The organism is Nocardioides sp. IC4_145, assembly GCF_011250565.1.
Classification (GTDB): Bacteria; Actinomycetota; Actinomycetes; order Propionibacteriales; family Nocardioidaceae; genus Nocardioides.
Map to the genome: position 1 here is coordinate 18,626 of NZ_JAANMS010000017.1, position 18,642 is coordinate 37,267.

Here is an 18,642-nt window from a genome sequence, read left to right on the forward strand (position 1 = left end):
CTTGGGCGGGGGTGGTGACGGTCGGTCGAGTGTGGGTCGGTGGCGGCGCTGACGTGGGTCGCCGGTCCCACTGACCGGAAGGGCGGGACCTTCTCGGCAAAAACTAGAACGAATTCTGGTTTAGGGCTACCGTCCAGCGCTCCGAGGCGTAGTGTGACGCCCGTCGCCGGACCTAGAATGAATTTCAGTTTTGCGGAGGAGAGCCATGACCGTCGCCCATGCCGAAGCCCCCGAGCGCCGTGAGCTGCCCCCCTCGATGGTCGAGCGGATGACGCTCATCCTCGACGCGTTCCCGTGCCGCACGGCGCGCCTGACGCTCGAGGACGTCGCCCGCATCACCCATCTGCCGCGCTCGACCGCGCACCGGATCCTCGACCAGCTGCTCAAGCTGCAGTGGCTCGAGCACTCCTCGTCCGGCTACAGCCTGGGGCAGCGCGCGCTCCAGCTCGGGGGAGCCATCGACGACACCTCCGACCTGCGCGCCGCGGCCGCCACGCACCTGCACTCGCTGATGGTCCGCACCGGCCTCACCGTGCACCTCGCGGTGCTCGACGAGGGTCGGGTGCGCTACCTGGACAAGATCGGCGCACGCCCCGCGACCGCCGTGCCCTCCCGCGTCGGGGGCTACGCCCCGGCGTACTGCACCGCCCTGGGGCGCGCGATGCTCGCCTACCTCCCCGCCGAGGAGGTCGACGAGCGGGTGGGCCCCCACATGCGGGCGATGACCGGTCGCACGGTCGCCCACCTCGAGGCGCTGCACCACGAGCTCACCCGCGTCCGGGGCCGCCACGGGCTGGCCTTCGAGCGCGGCGAGTGCTTCGAGGAGGTCGCCTGCGTCGCCGCCTGCATCCGCGGGCCCGAGGGTCCGGTCGGCGCCATCTCCCTGGTCGGCGACGCCTCGACGCCGCTGGAGCGGGTCGCGCCCCTGGTCCTCGACGCCGCGCGCCGGGTCACCGCCGAGCTCCACCCCGACTGGCAGCCCGGGCGGGGGCCGCGCCGGCTGCGGACCGTGACCGCGTGAGCGTCGCCGAGGTGAGCACTGCCGAGGTGAGCACTGCCGAGGTGCGGGAGCTCCCCACGGACCAGGGGGTGCTGCGCTACCACGAGGCCGGCGACTCCAGCGCGCGTCCGCTGCTGATGCTCCACGGCTCCGGCCCGGGCGTCACCGGCTGGCGCAACTTCGGCGAGAACCTCCCGACCTTTGCCCCGCACTTCCGCTGCCTGGTCCTCGAGCTGCCCGGCTTCGGCGTCAGCGACCCCACCGACCAGCACCCGATGGTCGCCGCGCTGCCCGCGGTGGGCCGGTTCCTCGACGGGCTCGGTCTCGACCGGGTCGACGTCGTCGGCAACTCGATGGGCGGCCTGGTCGGCACCCGCTTCGCGGTCGCCGAGCCCGAGCGCGTACGCCGCCTGGTCACCGTCGGCGGCATCGGTCGCAACCTCTTCAGCCCGGCTCCTGGCGAGGGGCTCAACCTGCTGATGGAGTTCACGGAGTCGCCGAGCCGCGAACGGCTCGTCGCGTGGCTGCACTCGATGGTCTTCGACCGCTCGATCGTGACCGAGCAGATGATTGAAGAGCGCTGGGCCCAGGCGACCGAGCCGAGCACCCTCGAGGCAGCACGCCGGATGTACAGCCGGGCCGCGCTCGAGGGCATGACCCGCGCGGCCGAGCGGTCCCCGGAGCCGCCGTACTGGGCGATGCTGCACCGCGTCCGTGCGCGCACCCTGCTCACCTGGGGCCGCGACGACCGCGTCAGCCCGCTCGACATGGCGCTGGTGCCGATGCGCACCATCCCCGACGCCGAGCTGCACGTCCTGCCCAGCTGCGGCCACTGGGCGATGATCGAGCAGAAGGCGGCCTGGGAGGCCGTCGTGCTCGCGTTCCTCACCCGCGCCGACTGACCTGCGGCCAGCCAGCCCTTCCACCCGCCTCCAGGAGGAACCGTGCCCCACCCCGTGCTCGACGCCGTCGAGGAGCGCGCCGAGGAGATCGCCGCGCTCGCCGAGACCAACGAGAAGCTCGGCCGGCTCGACGACGCGGCCGCGAAGCTGCTGCGGGACACCGGCGTCATGCGAATGCTGCAGCCGGCGACGTACGGCGGCATGGAAGCGCACCCGCGCGACTTCGCCGAGACCGTCATGCGGCTCGCGTCGGTCGACGGCTCCACCGGCTGGGTCGCGGGCATCGTCGGGGTGCACCCGTGGGAGATGGCCATGTGCGACCCGGAGGTCCAGCAGGCCGTGTGGGGCGAGGACCAGGACACCTGGATCGCCTCGCCGTACGCCCCGATGGGGATCCTGCGTCCCGTCGACGGCGGCTACGTCTTCAACGGCCGCTGGCAGTTCTCCTCCGGCACCGACCACTGCGACTGGATCTTCCTCGGTGCGTTCCTCGGCGACGCCGACGGCAACCGGGTGATGCCGCCGCGCAACTACCACGTGATCCTGCCGCGGTCGGACTACGAGATCGTCGAGGACAGCTGGGACGTCGTCGGGCTGCGGGGGACCGGGTCGAAGGACGTCGTCGTCCGCGACGCGTTCGTCCCCGAGAACCGGGTCATGGACTTCATGGGCTTCCTCGACGGTTCCCACCCGCGCAACGCCGGGCTGACCAGCCCGACCTACCACATCCCGTTCACCACGGCGTTCCCCATGGGCATCACCAGCGCCGTCATCGGCATCGCCGAGGGCGCCCTCGCCGCCCACCTCGCCTACCAGCGCACCCGCGTGCAGGTGACCGGCACGAAGGTCACCGACGACCCGTACGTCCTCTCGACCATCGGCGCCGCCGCCGAGGAGATCAAGGCGTCCCGGACCGCCATGCTCGACAACGTCTCGCGGTTCTACGACGCCGCCGAGGCCGGCCGCGAGATCACCTTCGCCGAGCGCGCCGCCTCCCGCCGCACCCAGGTGGCCGCCGCCTGGCGCGCCGTCCGCGCCATGGACGAGGTCGTCGCCCGGTCCGGCGGCAACGGCCTGCGGATGGACAACCCCATCCAGCGGTTCTGGCGCGACGGCCACATGGGCCTCGCGCACGCCATCCACGTCCCCGGCCCCGTCAACCACGTCGGCGCCCTCACCGACATCGGCGTCACCCCGCCGCCGGGCCCGCTGCTCTCGATGATCTGAGCCCCGGCCGGCCGTGAGGTCCATCGGCTACCCGATGAACCTCACGGTGCACCGATGACATCTTGCCGGGGGACCGTCAGGTTCGTCGGCGCCCCCATGAACCTGGCGGCCGCCCGCCCGGCCTCCGACCGGTCGGGACCCGGGGACGCCGGGCGGGCGAGGACCCCTGGCCTGCGAGCGCCGTACGTCGACAGGAGCACACCCGTGACCGAGCGACCGACACTGACCGCGACGCCCAGCAACGCGGGGGTGGACGCCGCCGTGGCAGCCGCCCGGCGGGTGGTGGCGGCGCTGCTGCACGCCGGCGGCCAGTCGGCGGCGGAGATGGCCGAGGTGGCCGCGCGGCTGACCGAGGTCGCGGAGCACCTCGAGTCCCACGCGCCGACGCGCGAGCAGCGGCTCGTGGACATGTGGGGCGGCGAGGGCGTGACCCGCCACGACCCGGTGACCGGGCCCGAGAACGCGGTCGCGCCGCCGCTGGCGCTGGGCGGCCTGCCGGACGGGTCGATCGAGGGGCGGGTGACGCTCGGCCTGCCCTACCAGGGCCCGCCCGGCTGCGTGCACGGCGGTGTCTCGGCGCTGCTGCTCGACCACACCCTCGGCGTCGCGAACCACTGGGCGGGGCTGTCGGGGATGACCGGGACGCTGACGCTGCGGTACCACCGGACGACGCCGCTGTTCGAGGAGCTCCTGGTCCGGGCGCGGCAGGTGTCGGTCGACGGCCGCAAGATCCGTACGACCGGCGAGATCGTCGCGGGCGGCGAGGTGTGCGTGTCCGCGGAGGGGTTGTTCATCGACAAGCACCTGCCCCGGCCGGGCCGCGGCGCGGCGCGGGGTTGAGTCACGCGTCTCACTCATCGGTAGCGTGACCCACGCCACCTCGGCCGAGGCCGGAGGATGGACCCACCGTCCACCGAGGGAGTGCCGTGCCACGAGTCGCCGAGGACCGGCCGCCGGCCGAGCCGACGTCCCGGGAGCAGAAGGAGCGGTACGCCCGCATCCTCCGCGCCGCCGCCCGCCACGGGGCGGCCAAGGGCCTCGAGCGCGTGCAGATGCACGACATCGCCAAGGACGCCGGGGTCGCGATCGCCACGCTCTACCGCTACTTCCCTTCGAAGACCCACCTCTTCACCGCCCTCATGCGCTCGCAGGTCGACCAGCTGGCCGCGATGACGGTCGAGCGGGTGCCCGACGAGTCCCCGGCGGACGGGATCGCCCGGATGCTCGTGCGTGCCGGGCGTGAGCTGCTCCGGCGTCCGCTGCTGGCCCACGCGATGATGCAGTCCAACAACGCGACCGTCGCCCAGACGCCCTCGGCCGGCGTGACCGAGGTCTTCATCGACGTCATGCTCGACGCCGGCGGGATCGCCGACCCGACCCCGCACGACCTGCGGCTCCTCGGGATCCTCGAGCAGGCGTGGTACGGCATGATCATCTCCGCGCTCAACCGCGGCACCGACCCGCAGGAGCTCGAGGAGGACACCGCACTCGTCGTCTCGCTGGTCGTCGGCGCCCGCGACGCGGGCAGCCGGACCGGCGACGCCGCCTGACGGCGCACCGACAGCAACAAGGGCCGCCCCCACCTGGGGGCGGCCCTTCGTCGTACCGGTCCTGCCGTCAGCGTTCGAGCGCGACCTCGCGGCGCACGACCTTGCCGGTGGCGTTGCGGGGGAGCGGGTGGGTGGTGAGCTTCCAGCGGGTCGGCACCTTGAAGTAGGCCAGCTGCTCGGCGGCGTACGCTGCCAGCCGCTCCTCCAGGCCGTCGACCTCCGCGCCCGGCGCCGGGACGACGACCGCCCCGACCTCCTGGCCCAGGTCCGGGTGGCTGACGCCCATGACGATGCACTCGGCGACGTCGGGGTGGTCGGTGAGGACGCCCTCCACCTCGGCGGGGTAGACGTTCTCGCCGCCGCGGATGATCAGGTCCGAGCGCCGGCTGCTGAGGCTGACCCGGCCCTGCTCGTCGAGGGTGCCGAGGTCGCCGGTGTGCAGCCAGCGGCCCTCGCGCAGCGAGCTCGCGGTGGCGACGTCGTCCTTCCAGTAGCCGAGCATGTTGTAGGCGCTGCGCACGCAGATCTCGCCCTCGACGCCCGCCGGCACGGGCTGCCCGTCGGCACCGCGCACCTCGAGCTCCACCCCGACGATCGGGCGGCCGAGCGTGCCAGGCGCGTCCGCGAGGTCCATCGGCGTGGCGACGGCGACGGCCGTGCACGACTCGGTGAGGCCGTAGCTGTCGACCAGCGCCGAGGCGAACGGCAGCCCGGTGCGCAGCCGCTCCTTCAGCTGGGGCGAGGACGGCGCTGAGGCGAGGGAGAAGGCGCGCAGCGACGAGGTGTCGTACGCCGACAGGTCGGCCTCGAGCAGGCGGCCTGCCATCGTCGGCACGGCGCCCCAGTTGGTGACCCGGGCCTTCTCGACGAGCCGCATCACGGGGTCGACCTGGAACGAGCCGAGGTGCAGGGCGACCTTGCTGCCGGTCGCGAGCCGCGGGGCCACGAGGTTGTGCAGGCTGCCGATGTGGAAGAGCGGCATGACCAGCAGGTAGGACCGGTCGCGCGCGTCGGTCGGGTCGCCGAAGGCGGCCATCAGCGCGTCGCTCATCCGGTGGTACTCGATGACCGAGCACAGGTTCCGGTGCGAGTGGGTCGCGCCCTTGGGCCGCCCGGACGTGCCGGAGGTGTAGAGGATGACCGCGGGGTCGTCCTCCGCGACGTCGGCCGACGGCAGCGGCGCTTCGGGGTGCGCGGCCGCCAGGCGGCGTACGTCGTCGAGGCCGAGCACCGGGACGGGGGAGCCCGCCAGGAGGGCCCGCCGCTTGTCGTCGGCGACCACGAGGACCGGCTCGGCGTGCTGGAGCCCGTAGGCGAGCTCGCGCGCCGACCACCAGGCGTTGAAGCCGACGGCGATCGCGCCCAGCGAGGTGACCGCCCAGAAGGTGAGGATCCACTCGGTGGTGTTGGCGGCGGCGATGGCGACGCGGTCGCCCCGGCCCACGCCGTGCTCCTCGCGGAGCGCCTGGGCGAGCGAGGAGACCCGGGCCGCGTGCTCGGCGAAGGAGAGCTCCTCCTCGAGCGAGACGATGTAGGGGCGGTCGCCGTGCTGGACCGAGTCGGCGAGGACCTCGTGCAGCGCGCGACGACGGTTCGCGAACAGCGTCACCGGCGCGCCCAGCACCTCCTCGCGGACCAGCTCGAAGGGCGCGCCCGGCCCCGTGAGGCCGGCGACGACCTGCTGCGCGGCGAGGCGGGGATCGGTCTGCGTGGTCATGCGCTCTCCTGGCGAGGACTCGTCGTGCGGGTGGCCCGCCCAGTCTCGTCCACCTCGTGACGCGGACCACAGCGTCCTACCGATGAGCGGGACGACGACGGTCCGCGGTCGACGACGACGGTCACGCTGGCGCGCGTCCGCCCACCTCACCCCGGAGACGCCGTGCCCGACGACCACCCGCCCCTCGCCGGGCAGCCCGACCAGCCGTACGACCTCGCCGTGGTCGGCGCGGGTCCGCTGGGCTCCGCGACCGCCCGGCACGCCGCCGAGTCCGGCGTCCGCGTGCTCGTGGTCGGCCCGGACGAGCCGGACGACCCGGCGACCCACGAGGGGACGTGGGCCGGCTACTACGACCAGGGGCGGCTCTGCCACGTGCTCGAGGTGCCGCTGGTGACCTCGATGCTGGCGATGCGCAGCCGGCGGCGCTTCGCGGACCTCACCGCCCGCACCGGGATCGACTTCCTCACCCCGACCCACTCGGTCACGGTGCTGCCCGGCGGCGCCGGCGCGGGTCCCTCGCTGTGGTTCGACCGTGAGCTGCTGGCGCGCAACGCGGTCGACCTCGGCGTGGAGGTCGACCACCTCGACGAGGAGCAGCTGGCCGCGGCGTACCCCTCGCTGACCTTCGAACCCGGCCACGTCGCCCTGCGCGAGCGCGGCGCGGCGATCCTGAACCCGCGCGCGCTGGTGCAGGCGGAGCTGGCCGCGGCGGTGGCGGCCGGTGCGGAGCTGGTGCGCGACGAGGTCGTCGGGACCGAGCGGGTGGGGGACGCCGTCCGCCTGAGCACCCGCGGCGGCCGGACCGCGCTGGCCGATCGGGTCGTCCTTGCCACCGGCGCCGCGACGAACGCGACCGGGCTGCTCGACCGGCCGCTGGTCACCCCGACCTACGGGGCGACGGTCGTCCTCACCGAGGTCGCCGGCCCGGACGCCGTCGACATGCCGACGATGATGATGATGAAGGTCCGCGACGGCGAGCGGTTGTACGGCGGCATCGTGATGGCCCCGGTGCCGTACCCGGATCGCCGGTGGTACCTCAAGACCTCCGGTGACAGCCTGCTCCGCCACCCGCTGCACAGCCGCGAGGAGATCGCCGCGTGGACCCGCACCGGCGGTGACCAGGCGGACCTGGAGGAGACCCGAGCGCTCCTCGACGAGCTCCTGCCGGACCTCGAGGTGCTGTCGATGCGGACCCGGCCGTGCCTGGTCTGCGCGACCCCCTCGGACCGTCCCTACATCGACTGGGCCGACGACCGCACCGTCGTGGTCGTCGAGGGCGAGCGGGGTGCGATGGCGGCCGACGAGATCGGTCGACTGGCTGCGGGACTCGCGCTCACCGGCCGGTGGAGCGACCCCCTGCCGCACGGGGTCTTCGCGGCCGCGTGGGCCGAGCCGGTGCCGGCATGAGCCGCGAGCGCATCGCGATGTACGTGCCGCCCGGCTAGTCCCGGTCGCCGGCCCCGTCGCCGCTGTCGTCCGGTGCGGCGACGAGAGCGACCAGCATGTCGACGACGTCGGCGAGCACCCGCGCGGTGGTGCCCGCGACCAGGCCGTCGTCGTCCTGCACCAGGGTCAGCTCGTGGTCGGCCAGCAGCCGCAGGCTGACGCGGGAGACCCAGCGCACCCGCCGGTCGAACGTCGCCTCGGGGACCCCTGGGAGGGTGGCGCGGAGCCGCTGGACGACGAGCTGGTAGGTCGGCGGGTGGAACTCCCCGACCTGCCAGGAGCCTCGCAGCGAGTAGTGGTCGGTGGCGTTCGCGAGGAACCGCAGGTAGTGGGTACGCCGTGGCTCGCCGGCCGCGCTCTCGACGAGCGGGTGCACCAGCACCCGCACCAGCGCGCGCACGTCCGCGGGCCGGCCGCCGAGCTCCTCGTCCAGCGCGGTCAACAGCTCTGCGCGACGAGCGTCGATCTGCGCGGAGCGAAGCTGCACGATCGCGTCGACGAGCCCTTGCCGGGACCCGAAGTGGTACTGCGCGGCGGAGTTGTTGCGCTGCCCCGCCTCCTGCCCGACCCGGCGCAGCGACACCGAGCCGAGACCCTCCTCGGCCACGAGCCGTTCGGCGACCTCGATCATCCGTCGCCGAGCGTCGCGGTTCTCGTCCTCCACGGGGCCATCGTCGCGCGTCCGGGCGAGGGCCCCGGAGCCGGCCCGCGAGCCGCCCGCCTGCGGTGGAGCAGACAGTTGTCTTAGATCCGCCCGTTGAGTGGGACTGGCCCCGAAGTGACCCAGCGCACAGCCCCTAGCGTCCGGCGCAGCACGGTGCACGGGCGGTCCGAGCACCTCCCGCACCACCCCGATCCGGAGGAACGACATGAAGTTGCACCAGGGTGTCCTGGCCCGTCTCGCCGTCACCGCTGTCACCGGCGCCCTGCTGTTCTCGGGGTGCGCGTCCGACGACGGCGGAAGCAAGGACTCCAACAGCGGGAGCACCGAGGTCGACCGCGGCCGCTACCAGTTCGGCGTCATCGGCGACCAGCCCGACGCCGGCGAGCCGGTCAAGGGCGGCACCCTCGACTTCGCCGACTACGGCGAGATCCGCAGCCTGAGCCCGGCGGTCAGCTACGCCACCGGCGCCTCCGGCGGCGGCGCGATGCTCGCGGTCTACGACACGCTGATGACCCTCGACACCGAGACCCAGCAGTTCGAGCCCAAGCTCGCCGAGTCCCTCGAGAGCAGCGACGACCTCAAGACCTGGACGCTCACCCTGCGCGAGGGCGTCAGCTTCTCCGACGGCACGCCGCTGGACGCGGAGGCCGTGGTCGGCAGCATCAACTGGTACATGCAGAACCAGGGCGTCGACACCGCCATCCTCGGCCCGAACCTGAAGAACATGGAGGTCGCCGACGAGCGCACCGTCGTGTTCACGATGAACGAGGCGTGGGCGAAGTTCCCGGCGATGCTGTCGCAGGCCGTTGGCATGATCGTCGCCCCGGCGGCGTACGCCGGCGAGGAGTTCACGCCGATCGGCGCGGGCGCCTTCGTCTTCGACTCCTACAAGCCCGCCGAGGAGCTCATCCTCAAGGCGAACAAGGACTACTGGGACGGCGCCCCGAACCTCGACGCCATCCGCTTCTTCTGGCCGCTCGCCGACGAGTCCAAGCTCGACGCGCTCGAGGACGGCAGCGCCGACGTGGCCTTCATGCGTGACCCGAAGGTCGTCGACGAGGTCGTCGAGGCCGGCATCGCGGGCAACCTGACGCTCACCAGCTTCGGCAACACCATCTCGATCAACAACCGCGAGGGCTACCCGGGCGCCGACCCGCGCGTGCGCCGCGCGATCGCGCTGGCCTACGACCCGGAGCTGGACTACCAGCGGTCGTACGACGGCAAGGGCCTGCCGGGCAAGGAGATGTTCCCCCCGGAGTCGAAGTGGGACACCAGCGAGGCTGCCCTGCCGGTGGACCTCGAGGAGGCCAAGCGTCTCGTCGAGGAGGCCAAGGCCGACGGGTTCGACGGCGAGATCACCTACCTCGACGGCTCCGACCCGACCTCGCGCACCCAGGCCGTCGCGATGAAGGCGATGCTCGAGCGCGTGGGCTTCAAGGTGAAGACCGACCTGGTCGCCTCGATCGCCGACCAGACCTCCCGCGTCTACGTCGACCACGACTTCGACCTGGCCCGCGGCGCGCTGTCGGCAGCCGAGTCCGACCCGTACCACCGCATGAACAGCGAGTTCAACTCCGCCAGCTTCGGCAACGCCACCGGCTACGCCTCGGAGGAGATGGACGGCCTGCTGGCCGACCTGCGCGCCGCTGACAGCGACGAGGAGATGAAGGAGGTCCTCGACAAGATGCAGGCGCTGCACAACGAGGACATCCCGAACGTCGTCTCCGGCGCCAACGCCGCCGTCCACGCGTGGAACGAGAACGTCTACGGCGTCGAGCTGGGCGCGGAGTACATGCCCGACTTCTCCGACGCCTGGCTGGTGCAGTGACCCGCAAGCTGGCCCTCCGGGTCGGTGAGCTGGTCCTCGTCCTCCTGATCGTCTCCCTCGGGGTCTTCTCCCTGATGGCGCTGCTGCCGGGCGACCCGGCGGTGGCGATCCTCGGAGCCGGTCAGCCGCCCGAGGCGTACGCCGACCTGCGCGAGCAGCTCGGTCTGGACGAGCCGACGTTCAGCCGGTACCTCGACTGGCTGGTGTCGGCGGCGCAGGGGGACCTCGGCCGGTCCGTGGTCCCCCCGCAGTCCGAGGTGGTCGACCGGATCGTCTCGGCGCTACCGGTGAGCCTCCAGATCGCGGTGATGGGGCTGGTGATGGCCATGCTCATCGCCGTCCCCGTCGCGATGTGGTCGGCCTACCACGAGGGCGGCATGGTCGACCGGCTCATCAGCGCCGGCACCTTCGCGCTGCTGTCGGTGCCGAGCTTCCTGGCCGGTCTGCTGCTCATCATGCTGGTCGTCGACGGGACCGGGTGGTTCCCCCGGTCGGAGTGGGTCCGGCTGGGGGAGGGTGACCTGCTCGGCAACCTGCACCACGCGTTCCTGCCGGCGCTCACCGTGGCCCTCGCGGAGCTGGCGATGTTCGCCCGGGTGCTCCGCGGGGACCTGATCACGACGCTGCGCGAGGACTTCATCCTGGCCGCGCGGGCGAAGGGCATGCCGCCGCTGCGGGTGCTGTTCTCCGACGCGCTGCGACCCTCGTCGTTCTCGTTGGTGACGCTGATGGGCCTCAGCCTCGGCCGGCTCATCGGCAGCACCGTGATCGTCGAGTACCTCTTCTCCCTGCCCGGCATGGGATCGCTGGTCGTCAACGCCGCCAACCAGGGCGACTTCCCGATGGTCCAGGGTGCGGTGCTGGTGATCGCGGTGCTCTACGTGCTCATCAACGCCGGCATCGACCTCTCCTACGGCTACCTCGACCCCAGGACGCGACGTGCCCATGTCTGAGCTCACCCAGCCGGAGCCCCCGCTGCTCGAGGCCGAGCCGCCGGAGGCCGCGGCGCTGGCCCCCGCGGCCGGCGCCGACGCGCCGGCAGCACGCCCACGGCGTACGGCGGTCCTCCTCGGCGCCGGCCTGACCGGCGCCGGCCTGGCGCTGCTCGTGGTCGGTCTCCTCGCCCCGCTCGTCACGGTCGCCACGCTGGTCCTCGTGCTGGTCGGGCTGGTGCTGGCTGGTGCCGGCGGGTCGCGCCTCGGCCGGGCCGTCGCGGGACCCGGCTTCGACCTGACGTACTGGTTGGCGATGGCGTGGCTGGTGCTGCTGGTCGGGGTGGCGCTGCTCGCACCGGTGCTGCCCTTCGCCGAGCACGAGGACGTCGCCAGCACCCTGCTGGAGGAGCCCTTCGCCCGGCCCGACCTGGCCTCCGAGCACCCGCTCGGCACCAACGGCTTCGGCCTGGACCTGCTCGCCCGCTCCGTCTACGGCGCCCGCTCGTCGTTGCTGATCGCGCTGAGCGCCGTGGTCATCGGCACGATCATCGGTGGTGCGGTCGGCCTGCTGGCCGGCTACTTCCAGAAGAGCGTGGACCGCGTGGTCGGCGTGCTGACCAACTCGCTGCTGGCCGTGCCGCCGCTCATCCTGCTCATCGCCCTCGCGACGGTGCTGGAGCCGAAGCTGCGCAACATCGCCTTCTCGCTCGCGCTGCTGACGATCCCCAGCATGGTGCGGCTCGCCCGCGCCACCACGATGGCGTACGCGAACCGCGAGTTCGTGGTCGCGGCCCGCGCCCTCGGGGCCACGCGGGGCCGGATCATGCTGCGCGAGCTGCTGCCGAACGTGCTGCTGCCGATCGTGTCGCTGGCGATCGTGATGATCTCGATCCTCATCGTCGCCGAGGCGTCGCTGAGCTTCCTCGGCCTCGGCATCCAGCCGCCGGCACCCACCTGGGGGAACATGATCGCCGAGGGCGAGGGCGACGTGTTCCAAGAGCACCCGCAGGTCGTCCTGGTGCCCGGCGCCTTCCTCTTCCTGACCGTGTTCGCCTTCAACCTCGTGGGTGAGAAGGCCCGCGCGCGTTGGGACTCCCGGAGCGTGAAGCTGTGACCGCACCCCTGCTCGAGGTCGACGACCTCCACACCACCTTCCGGACCCCGCGCGGGGCGATGCGTGCCGTCGACGGGGTGTCGCTGAGCCTCGCGGCCGGCGAGACGCTCGGCATCGTGGGGGAGTCCGGGTCGGGCAAGTCCGTGCTGGGCCGCACGATCATGGGGCTCATCACCAACGGCCCGACCACCGAGGTCACCGGGTCGGTGCGGCTGGCCGGCGTCGACGTCCACGGTGTCAAGCCGGCCGGGCGGCGCGAGCTGTGGGGCACCACGGTCGCGATGGTCTTCCAGGACCCGATGACCTCGCTGAACCCGGTGAAGCGGGTCGGGCTGCACCTGACCGAGAGCCTCCGCCTCCACAAGGGGCTCAGCAAGGGTGCCGCCCGCGAGCGTGCGGTCGAGCTGCTGCGGCAGGTCGGCATCCCGGAGCCGGCGCGCCGGGCGGGCCAGTACCCCCACGAGCTCTCCGGCGGCATGCGCCAGCGCGTCGTCATCGCGATGGCGCTCGCCTGCGACCCGCAGCTGCTGATCGCCGACGAGCCCACCACCGCCCTCGACGTGACCGTGCAGAAGCAGATCCTCGACCTGCTCCAGTCGCTGGCCGAGCGGCTTCACATGGCCACGATCCTCGTCAGCCACGACCTCGGCACCGTCGCGGGTCGCACGGACCGGGTGGCGGTGATGTACGCCGGCCGCGTGGCCGAGTCCGCGGGCACCGACGCCGTCTTCGGCACGCCGCGGCACCCCTACAGCCAGGCGCTCATCGAGTCGATCCCGAGCATCGAGAGCCGGCCGCACAGCCTGCTCGCCACCATCGAGGGCTCGCCGCCGAACATGCTCGCGCCGCCGGCCGGTTGCCGCTTCGCGGCGCGCTGCCGGTACGCCGTGGACCGCTGCCGCGTCGAGGCGCCGGCCCTGGAGCCGCGCGGCGCGGCGGCCGGCTCGGTCGTCGCCTGCCACTTCCCGTTGACCGCACCGCTGCACCACCAGCACCAGGAGGTCGGAGCATGACCGTCACCGAGCAGGCCGCTCCAGCCCGCACCCACGCCTCGACGCTGAAGGCGACCGACGTGGTCGTGGAGTTCCCGGTCGGCCGCGGGCAGAAGGTCCACGCCGTCTCCGGCGTGAGCCTGGAGGTCCCGCCCGGCACGACGCTGGGCATCCTGGGCGAGTCCGGCTGCGGCAAGTCCACGATCGGGCGGGCCCTCATCCAGCTGCCGCCGCCCGACTCCGGCAGCGTGCGGCTGGGCGACCTGGAGCTGACCGAGCTCGGCTCCCGCGACCTGCGCCGGGCCCGCGCCCGGATGCAGATCATCATGCAGGACCCCGTCTCGGCGCTGAACCCGCGGCGCAAGGTCAAGGACCTGGTCTGGGAGGGCCGCTCGATCTGGGGCCACGACGGGGAGACGCCGAAGGAGGTGCTCGTCGACGACATGCTCCGCTCGGTCGGCCTGGACCCCGAGGCGGTCCGCGACAAGCACCCGCACGAGCTCTCGGGCGGGCAGTGCCAGCGGGTCTGCATCGCCCGCGCGCTGATGATGGACCCCGAGGTGCTCATCTGCGACGAGCCGGTCTCGTCCCTCGACGTCTCGGTGCAGGCCCAGATCCTCAACCTGCTGGAGACCAGCGCCCGCTCGTTCGGCCTGAGCATGGTCTTCATCGCCCACGACGTGTCGGTGGTGAAGAACATCAGCGACCAGGTGATGGTGATGTACCTCGGCAAGGCCTGCGAGGTCGTGCCCTCCGACGAGATGCACCGCACCTCGGTGCACCCCTACACCCGGCTGCTGCTCGCCTCGATCCCCGGCGAGCCGCAGGACCACCCGCACGCCCAGCAGGTCTCGGTCGAGCTGCCCTCGCCGCTCGACCCGCCGTCGGGCTGCCGCTTCCGCACCCGCTGCCCGATCGCAACCGACCGGTGCGCGGCCGAGGAGCCGCGGATGCGTGAGATCGCGCCGGGCCACACCGTCGCGTGCCACCACGTGGCCGTCGGGGCCGGCAAGTGAGCCACATGGCCGACCTCGCAGACCTCGACGCCACCGGTCTCGCGGCGGCGGTCGCGGCCGGCGAGGTGTCGGCTCGCGAGGTCGCCGAGGCGGCGATCGCCCGCCTCGAGGAGGGCGACGGCCGGCTCAACGTCATGGTGAGCACCCGCTACGAGGAGGCGCTCGCCGAGGTCGACGCCGGGCTGCCCGACGGCCCACTGCGCGGCGTACCCCTCCTGGTCAAGGACCTCGGCACGTACGTCGCCGGGCTGCCCGCCACGGGAGGGTCGCGGCTGTTCGCCGACGCCGTGGCCGATCGGGACTCCGAGGTCGTCACGCGCTACCGGCAGGCGGGGATGGTGGTGCTCGGGACGACCAACACCCCTGAGCTCGGCCTCAACGCCAGCACGGAGCCGCAGTGGGGCGGGCCGACCCGCAACCCGTGGGCGCCGGACCGGTCCCCGGGCGGCTCGAGCGGCGGGTCGGCGGCGGCCGTCGCGGCCGGCCTGGTGCCGGTGGCGCACGCCAGTGACGGCGGCGGCTCCATCCGCATCCCCGCCTCGGCGTGCGGCCTCCTGGGGCTCAAGCCTAGCCGCGGCCGGGTCACCACCGCCCCGTCGACCGGCTCGCTGTCGAACCTCGTCTCGGTGCACCACGCCGTCACCACGACCGTCCGCGACAGCGCCCTGCTGCTCGACCTGACCGCCGGGCCGCTGCCCGGCGACGCCTACGTCGCCCCGACCCCGACCGGGTCCTACGTGGAGGCCGCGCGGACGGACCCGGGGCGGCTGCGGATCGGGATGTACACCGTTCTCGCCGGCCGCGAGACCCACCCCGAGTGCGTCGCGGCCACGCTCGCCACCGCGCGGCTGCTCGAGGAGCTCGGCCACGAGGTGGTGCCGATCGAGGCGCCGTACGACGCCGCCGAGGTCGCCGCCCGGTCGGGCCTGGTCATGGGCGCCAACCTGGTCGTCACCGTGCAGGACCGCCTGGCCGAGCTCGGCCGCGACCTGCGCGAGGACGACCTCGAGCCGTTCACCCGGCTGCTCCACGACCACTACAGCTCGCTGTCGGCCGCCGACCTCAACCGCGCGCTGCGCTACCTCCAGGAGGTCGGCTGGCAGGTCGGCGCGGCCTTCCGCGACCACGACCTGCTGCTCACCCCGACGCTCGCGCAGCCGGCGCCGCCGCTCGGCCTGCTCGACACGACCCGGCCCGAGGCGATCTACGAGCACGCGTCGACGTACTCGGGCTTCACCAGCGTCTTCAACGTGACCGGCATGCCCGCGGTGTCGGTGCCCACGGGCACGGACACCACCGGCGTCCCCATCGGCGTCCAGCTCGCCGCCGACCTCGGCAGCGAGGGGTTGCTCCTCGCCGTGGCCGGCCAGCTCGAGCAGGCACGGCCCTGGTCACGTCACGCTCCCGCCCCACCTGCTGGTCGCGGATGACGTGACCCGGTGGGACGCGCCGGGCGAGCACGGCCGGTCTACCCGAATTGGGGGATGCGCCGGCAGCGGTGACCGGCGCACGCTGGCGGCAGAGACCTGCCCGCCGGCTGTAGTGGGGTCCCACGGCGACGCACGCCGACGCCCGCCCCTACACCTGCTCCCGCTGCTGGCCCGCACGGAGACGGGACTGCGGTCGGCGGGCCGGTCCCGTCACGACGCGCCGTCCGCCGCCCGCTCGAGGGCACCGACGTCGATCTTGCCCATCTGCATCATCGCGTCCATCGCGCGGCGGGCGCGCTCGGGATCGGCGTCGTCGAGCAGCTCGTTCAGGCGCCTGGGGACGACCTGCCACGAGAGCCCGTACCGGTCCTTGAGCCACCCGCACGGGCCGGGCTCGCCGCCGTCGGCGAGCAGGTCGGCCCAGAGCCGGTCGACCTCCTCCTGGCCGTCGCACTCGAGCACGAACGAGATCGCCTCGGAGAACCGGAACTCCGGCCCGCCGTTGAGCCCCTGCACCCGCTGCCCGGCGATGGTGAAGTCGACGACCAGCACCATGCCGGCGGGGCCCGAGGGCGTCTCCGACGGACTCAGCCAGACCTTGTCGACGTGGCTGTCGGGCAGGCGAGCGGCGTAGAACTCCGCCGCCTCCTGGGCGTTGCCGTCGAACCAGAGGCACGGGTACATGTCGAGCCTCGTCCCCGACGTGGTCGGCGCGGTCGTGGCCTGCTGGTCCGTGAGCTGCTGTGCCATGGTCCCTCCCGGGGATCGAGGTGGGTGGGCGGTCGAGCGACCGTCCCCCACCTACGACCCGGGAGGGTGGTGCGAGTCATCGGTCAGGCGGGCGTCGGCGCGTGGTCGCGAGCGACCTCCTTGGCCCAGCGGTAGTCGGCCTTGCCGGCAGGGGTGCGCTTGACCTCGGGCACCACGACCAGGTCGCGGGGGACCTTGTAGCCGGCGAGCGACTCGCGGGCGTGGCGCTGGACGTCCTCGAGCTGCGGCTCGCGGCCCTCGCGCGGGGAGACGACGGCGGCGACCCGCTCGCCGAGCCGGTCGTCGGGAACGGCGACGACGAGGACGTCGGCGATGTCGGGGTGCCCGTGGAGGACGTTCTCGACCTCCTCGACGTAGACCTTCTCCCCACCGGTGTTGATGCACTGCGAGCCGCGGCCGAGGAAGACGATCGAGCCGTCGTGGTCGCGGTAGCCCATGTCGCCGAGCACCGAGCAGCGGCGGCCGTCGGGCAGCGTGCGGAAGGTGCGGGCGGTCTTCTCCTCGTCCTTGTAGTAGCCCTGCGGGACCGGGCCGAGACGGGCGATGAGGCCGACGTTCTCGGGGCCGGCGGGCACCTCGGCGAGGGTGTCGTCGACGACGAGCATCTTGTCGGTGGCGGGCACGCGCAGGTTGCCGTTGTCGTCGAGGGTGATCTCGCCGTCGTTGCCGGACTCCGAGGCGCCGAAGTTGTCGCGCTGCATGGCGTTGGGCGCGAGCGCCTTGAACCGGTCGCGGCAGGCCTGGGACCAGATCGCCCCGCCGGAGGTGACCATGAACAGCGGCGAGTAGTCGACCTCGTCCTTGCGCCGCTCCATCTCGTCGGCCAGCGGCATGCCCATCGCGTCGCCTACGATCAGCAGGCTCTGCAGCCCGTCGTTCGCGATGCCGTCGACGATCTTGGCCGGGTCGAAGTCGCGGAGCATGACCAGGCGACCGCCGAAGATGAAGTAGAAGAACATCGCGTACGACGCCGCGCCGTGCATCAGCGGCGCCGCGATGAGGAACGAGATCGGCGGCATCGCCTGGGCGGCCGTCGCGATCGCCGCCAGGTCCGGGTGCGCGTCGCCGTAGGGGTTGCCACCGGAGAGCGGCTTGTGGAAGAGGTCGTCGTGGGTCCAGACGACGCCCTTCGGGTAGCCCGTGGTGCCGCCGGTGTAGAGGATGTAGTGCTCGTCCCCGGTGCGCTCGGCGAAGTCGCGCTCGGTCGGCTGGTCGCGCCAGCCCGCGAAGTCCACCAGGTCCACGCCGCGCTCGCCGGCCGCGGCCACGAGCGCCGCGTCGGGCTGCCCGACGACGTACACGGCGCGGACGTGGGGGAGGCGGTCGAGGATCGAGGCCAGCACCTGCTGGTGGGCCGCCTCCTCGACGACGACCGCGACGCTGTCGGAGTTGGTGAAGAGGTACTCCAGCTCCGCGGCGGTGTAGCGGTAGTTGACGTTGATCGGCACCGCGCGGACCTTCAGCAGGCCGACCATCGCGGTGACGTGCTCGACGCAGTTCTTGAGGAAGATCGCGACGTGCTCGCCGGGCGCGATCCCGGAGGTGGCGAACAGGTGGCCGACCTGCGTCGCCTCCCGGTCGAACTCGGCGTACGTCAGCGAGCGGCCCTCGTAGGTGAGGGCGACCCGCTCGGGCACGGCATCGGCGACGGTCTCGAACACGGAGGCGAGGTTGAACTTCATGCCTGGGCACCGTAGTCAGATTTCGCCGCCGATGTGAGCCTTATCACCCAAAGAATGGAACGTGTTCTCGTTCCGCTTCCCTGTGCGGCTCGTCGACCCGCCGGCCGGCGGGTCGACGAGCCGCGGCCCCTAGGGTCCTGCCCATGGCACGCACGAAGAAGAAGTGGTCCGACCTCAGCCCCACCCAGCAGCGCCTCGTCGTCGCGGCGGCGGTCGTCGAGGGCCTCGCCACCCTGTCGGTCTGGCGCGACCTGCGGAGGCGGCCCGCCTCCGCCGTCCGCGGGCCGAAGCCGGTCTGGGCCCTCGTCGCGCTGGTCCAGCCGGTCGGTCCGGTCGTCTACCGACGGCTCGGGCGGCGCTGAGGCCGA

Annotated in this window: 17 protein-coding genes; 13 read left to right on the forward strand and 4 right to left on the reverse strand. The window is 72.9% G+C overall.

Features of this window, described 5'->3' with window-relative positions; all coding sequences use genetic code 11:
- The first annotated feature begins 205 nt into the window (after positions 1–205).
- The 5 genes from G6553_RS09270 to G6553_RS22125 all read left to right on the forward strand — a co-directional run bounded on the left by G6553_RS09270 (position 206) and on the right by G6553_RS22125 (position 4,679).
- On the forward strand, positions 206–1,021 hold the full coding sequence (locus tag G6553_RS09270; RefSeq protein WP_166191320.1) for an IclR family transcriptional regulator: 816 nt from the start codon (positions 206–208) through the stop codon (positions 1,019–1,021).
- On the forward strand, positions 1,018–1,902 hold the full coding sequence (locus tag G6553_RS09275) for an alpha/beta fold hydrolase (protein WP_347565603.1): 885 nt from the start codon (positions 1,018–1,020) through the stop codon (positions 1,900–1,902). Before G6553_RS09270 ends, G6553_RS09275 begins: the two co-directional genes overlap by 4 nt.
- Positions 1,903–1,944: 42 nt before the next feature.
- Positions 1,945–3,129: an acyl-CoA dehydrogenase family protein gene (locus G6553_RS22120; protein WP_166191321.1), complete on the forward strand. Its 1,185-nt coding sequence runs from the start codon at positions 1,945–1,947 to the stop codon at positions 3,127–3,129.
- Positions 3,130–3,333: 204 nt separating this feature from the next.
- Complete coding sequence (locus G6553_RS21105) at positions 3,334–3,969, forward strand: PaaI family thioesterase (protein ID WP_347565604.1); 636 nt, start codon at positions 3,334–3,336, stop codon at positions 3,967–3,969.
- 86 nt (positions 3,970–4,055) lie between these two features.
- Positions 4,056–4,679: a TetR family transcriptional regulator gene (locus tag G6553_RS22125; protein ID WP_166191323.1), complete on the forward strand. Its 624-nt coding sequence runs from the start codon at positions 4,056–4,058 to the stop codon at positions 4,677–4,679.
- Positions 4,680–4,746: 67 nt separating this feature from the next.
- Here G6553_RS22125 and G6553_RS09295 read toward each other — a convergent pair whose 3' ends face one another.
- Positions 4,747–6,396 (reverse strand): class I adenylate-forming enzyme family protein, encoded by a 1,650-nt coding sequence (locus G6553_RS09295; protein WP_166191325.1) that lies wholly within the window; start codon positions 6,394–6,396, stop codon positions 4,747–4,749.
- 162 nt (positions 6,397–6,558) lie between these two features.
- Here G6553_RS09295 and G6553_RS09300 point away from each other — a divergent pair, with 162 nt between their 5' ends.
- Positions 6,559–7,803 (forward strand): FAD-dependent oxidoreductase, encoded by a 1,245-nt coding sequence (locus G6553_RS09300; protein ID WP_166191327.1) that lies wholly within the window; start codon positions 6,559–6,561, stop codon positions 7,801–7,803.
- Positions 7,804–7,837: 34 nt separating this feature from the next.
- Here G6553_RS09300 and G6553_RS09305 read toward each other — a convergent pair whose 3' ends face one another.
- The gene (locus tag G6553_RS09305) at positions 7,838–8,506 is read right to left on the reverse strand and encodes a TetR family transcriptional regulator (RefSeq protein WP_166191329.1); all 669 of its coding nucleotides are present in this window, start codon (positions 8,504–8,506) and stop codon (positions 7,838–7,840) included.
- A 205-nt stretch (positions 8,507–8,711) separates the two neighbouring features.
- Here G6553_RS09305 and G6553_RS09310 point away from each other — a divergent pair, with 205 nt between their 5' ends.
- Genes G6553_RS09310 through G6553_RS09335 form a run of 6 tightly spaced genes read left to right on the forward strand, consistent with a single transcriptional unit; the run spans position 8,712 to position 15,821 of the window.
- On the forward strand, positions 8,712–10,334 hold the full coding sequence (locus G6553_RS09310) for an ABC transporter substrate-binding protein (protein WP_166191331.1): 1,623 nt from the start codon (positions 8,712–8,714) through the stop codon (positions 10,332–10,334).
- The gene (locus G6553_RS09315) at positions 10,331–11,287 is read left to right on the forward strand and encodes an ABC transporter permease (protein ID WP_207619563.1); all 957 of its coding nucleotides are present in this window, start codon (positions 10,331–10,333) and stop codon (positions 11,285–11,287) included. The genes G6553_RS09310 and G6553_RS09315 overlap by 4 nt, the downstream gene beginning before the upstream one ends.
- Positions 11,280–12,383, forward strand: a complete 1,104-nt coding sequence (locus G6553_RS09320; protein ID WP_166191333.1) for an ABC transporter permease — start codon at positions 11,280–11,282, stop codon at positions 12,381–12,383. Before G6553_RS09315 ends, G6553_RS09320 begins: the two co-directional genes overlap by 8 nt.
- Entirely contained in the window at positions 12,380–13,396 is a 1,017-nt protein-coding gene (locus G6553_RS09325; protein ID WP_347565605.1) for an ABC transporter ATP-binding protein, read from the forward strand. The genes G6553_RS09320 and G6553_RS09325 overlap by 4 nt, the downstream gene beginning before the upstream one ends.
- Entirely contained in the window at positions 13,393–14,391 is a 999-nt protein-coding gene (locus G6553_RS09330) for an oligopeptide/dipeptide ABC transporter ATP-binding protein (protein ID WP_166191335.1), read from the forward strand. The genes G6553_RS09325 and G6553_RS09330 overlap by 4 nt, the downstream gene beginning before the upstream one ends.
- A 5-nt stretch (positions 14,392–14,396) precedes the next feature.
- Entirely contained in the window at positions 14,397–15,821 is a 1,425-nt protein-coding gene (locus G6553_RS09335) for an amidase family protein (protein ID WP_166191337.1), read from the forward strand.
- Between the two features lie 210 nt (positions 15,822–16,031).
- Here the strand turns inward: G6553_RS09335 and G6553_RS09340 are convergent, their stop codons facing one another.
- Together G6553_RS09340 and G6553_RS09345 are read right to left on the reverse strand one after the other, a co-directional pair.
- Positions 16,032–16,571 carry a VOC family protein gene (locus tag G6553_RS09340; RefSeq protein WP_242680214.1) on the reverse strand — a complete coding sequence of 180 codons (540 nt, stop codon included), beginning with the start codon at positions 16,569–16,571 and terminating at the stop codon, positions 16,032–16,034.
- A gap of 83 nt (positions 16,572–16,654) precedes the next feature.
- Positions 16,655–18,274, reverse strand: a complete 1,620-nt coding sequence (locus G6553_RS09345; protein ID WP_166191339.1) for an AMP-binding protein — start codon at positions 18,272–18,274, stop codon at positions 16,655–16,657.
- A 143-nt stretch (positions 18,275–18,417) separates the two neighbouring features.
- Here G6553_RS09345 and G6553_RS09350 point away from each other — a divergent pair, with 143 nt between their 5' ends.
- Positions 18,418–18,636, forward strand: a complete 219-nt coding sequence (locus G6553_RS09350) for a hypothetical protein (protein ID WP_166191341.1) — start codon at positions 18,418–18,420, stop codon at positions 18,634–18,636.
- Positions 18,637–18,642 lie beyond the last annotated feature (6 nt).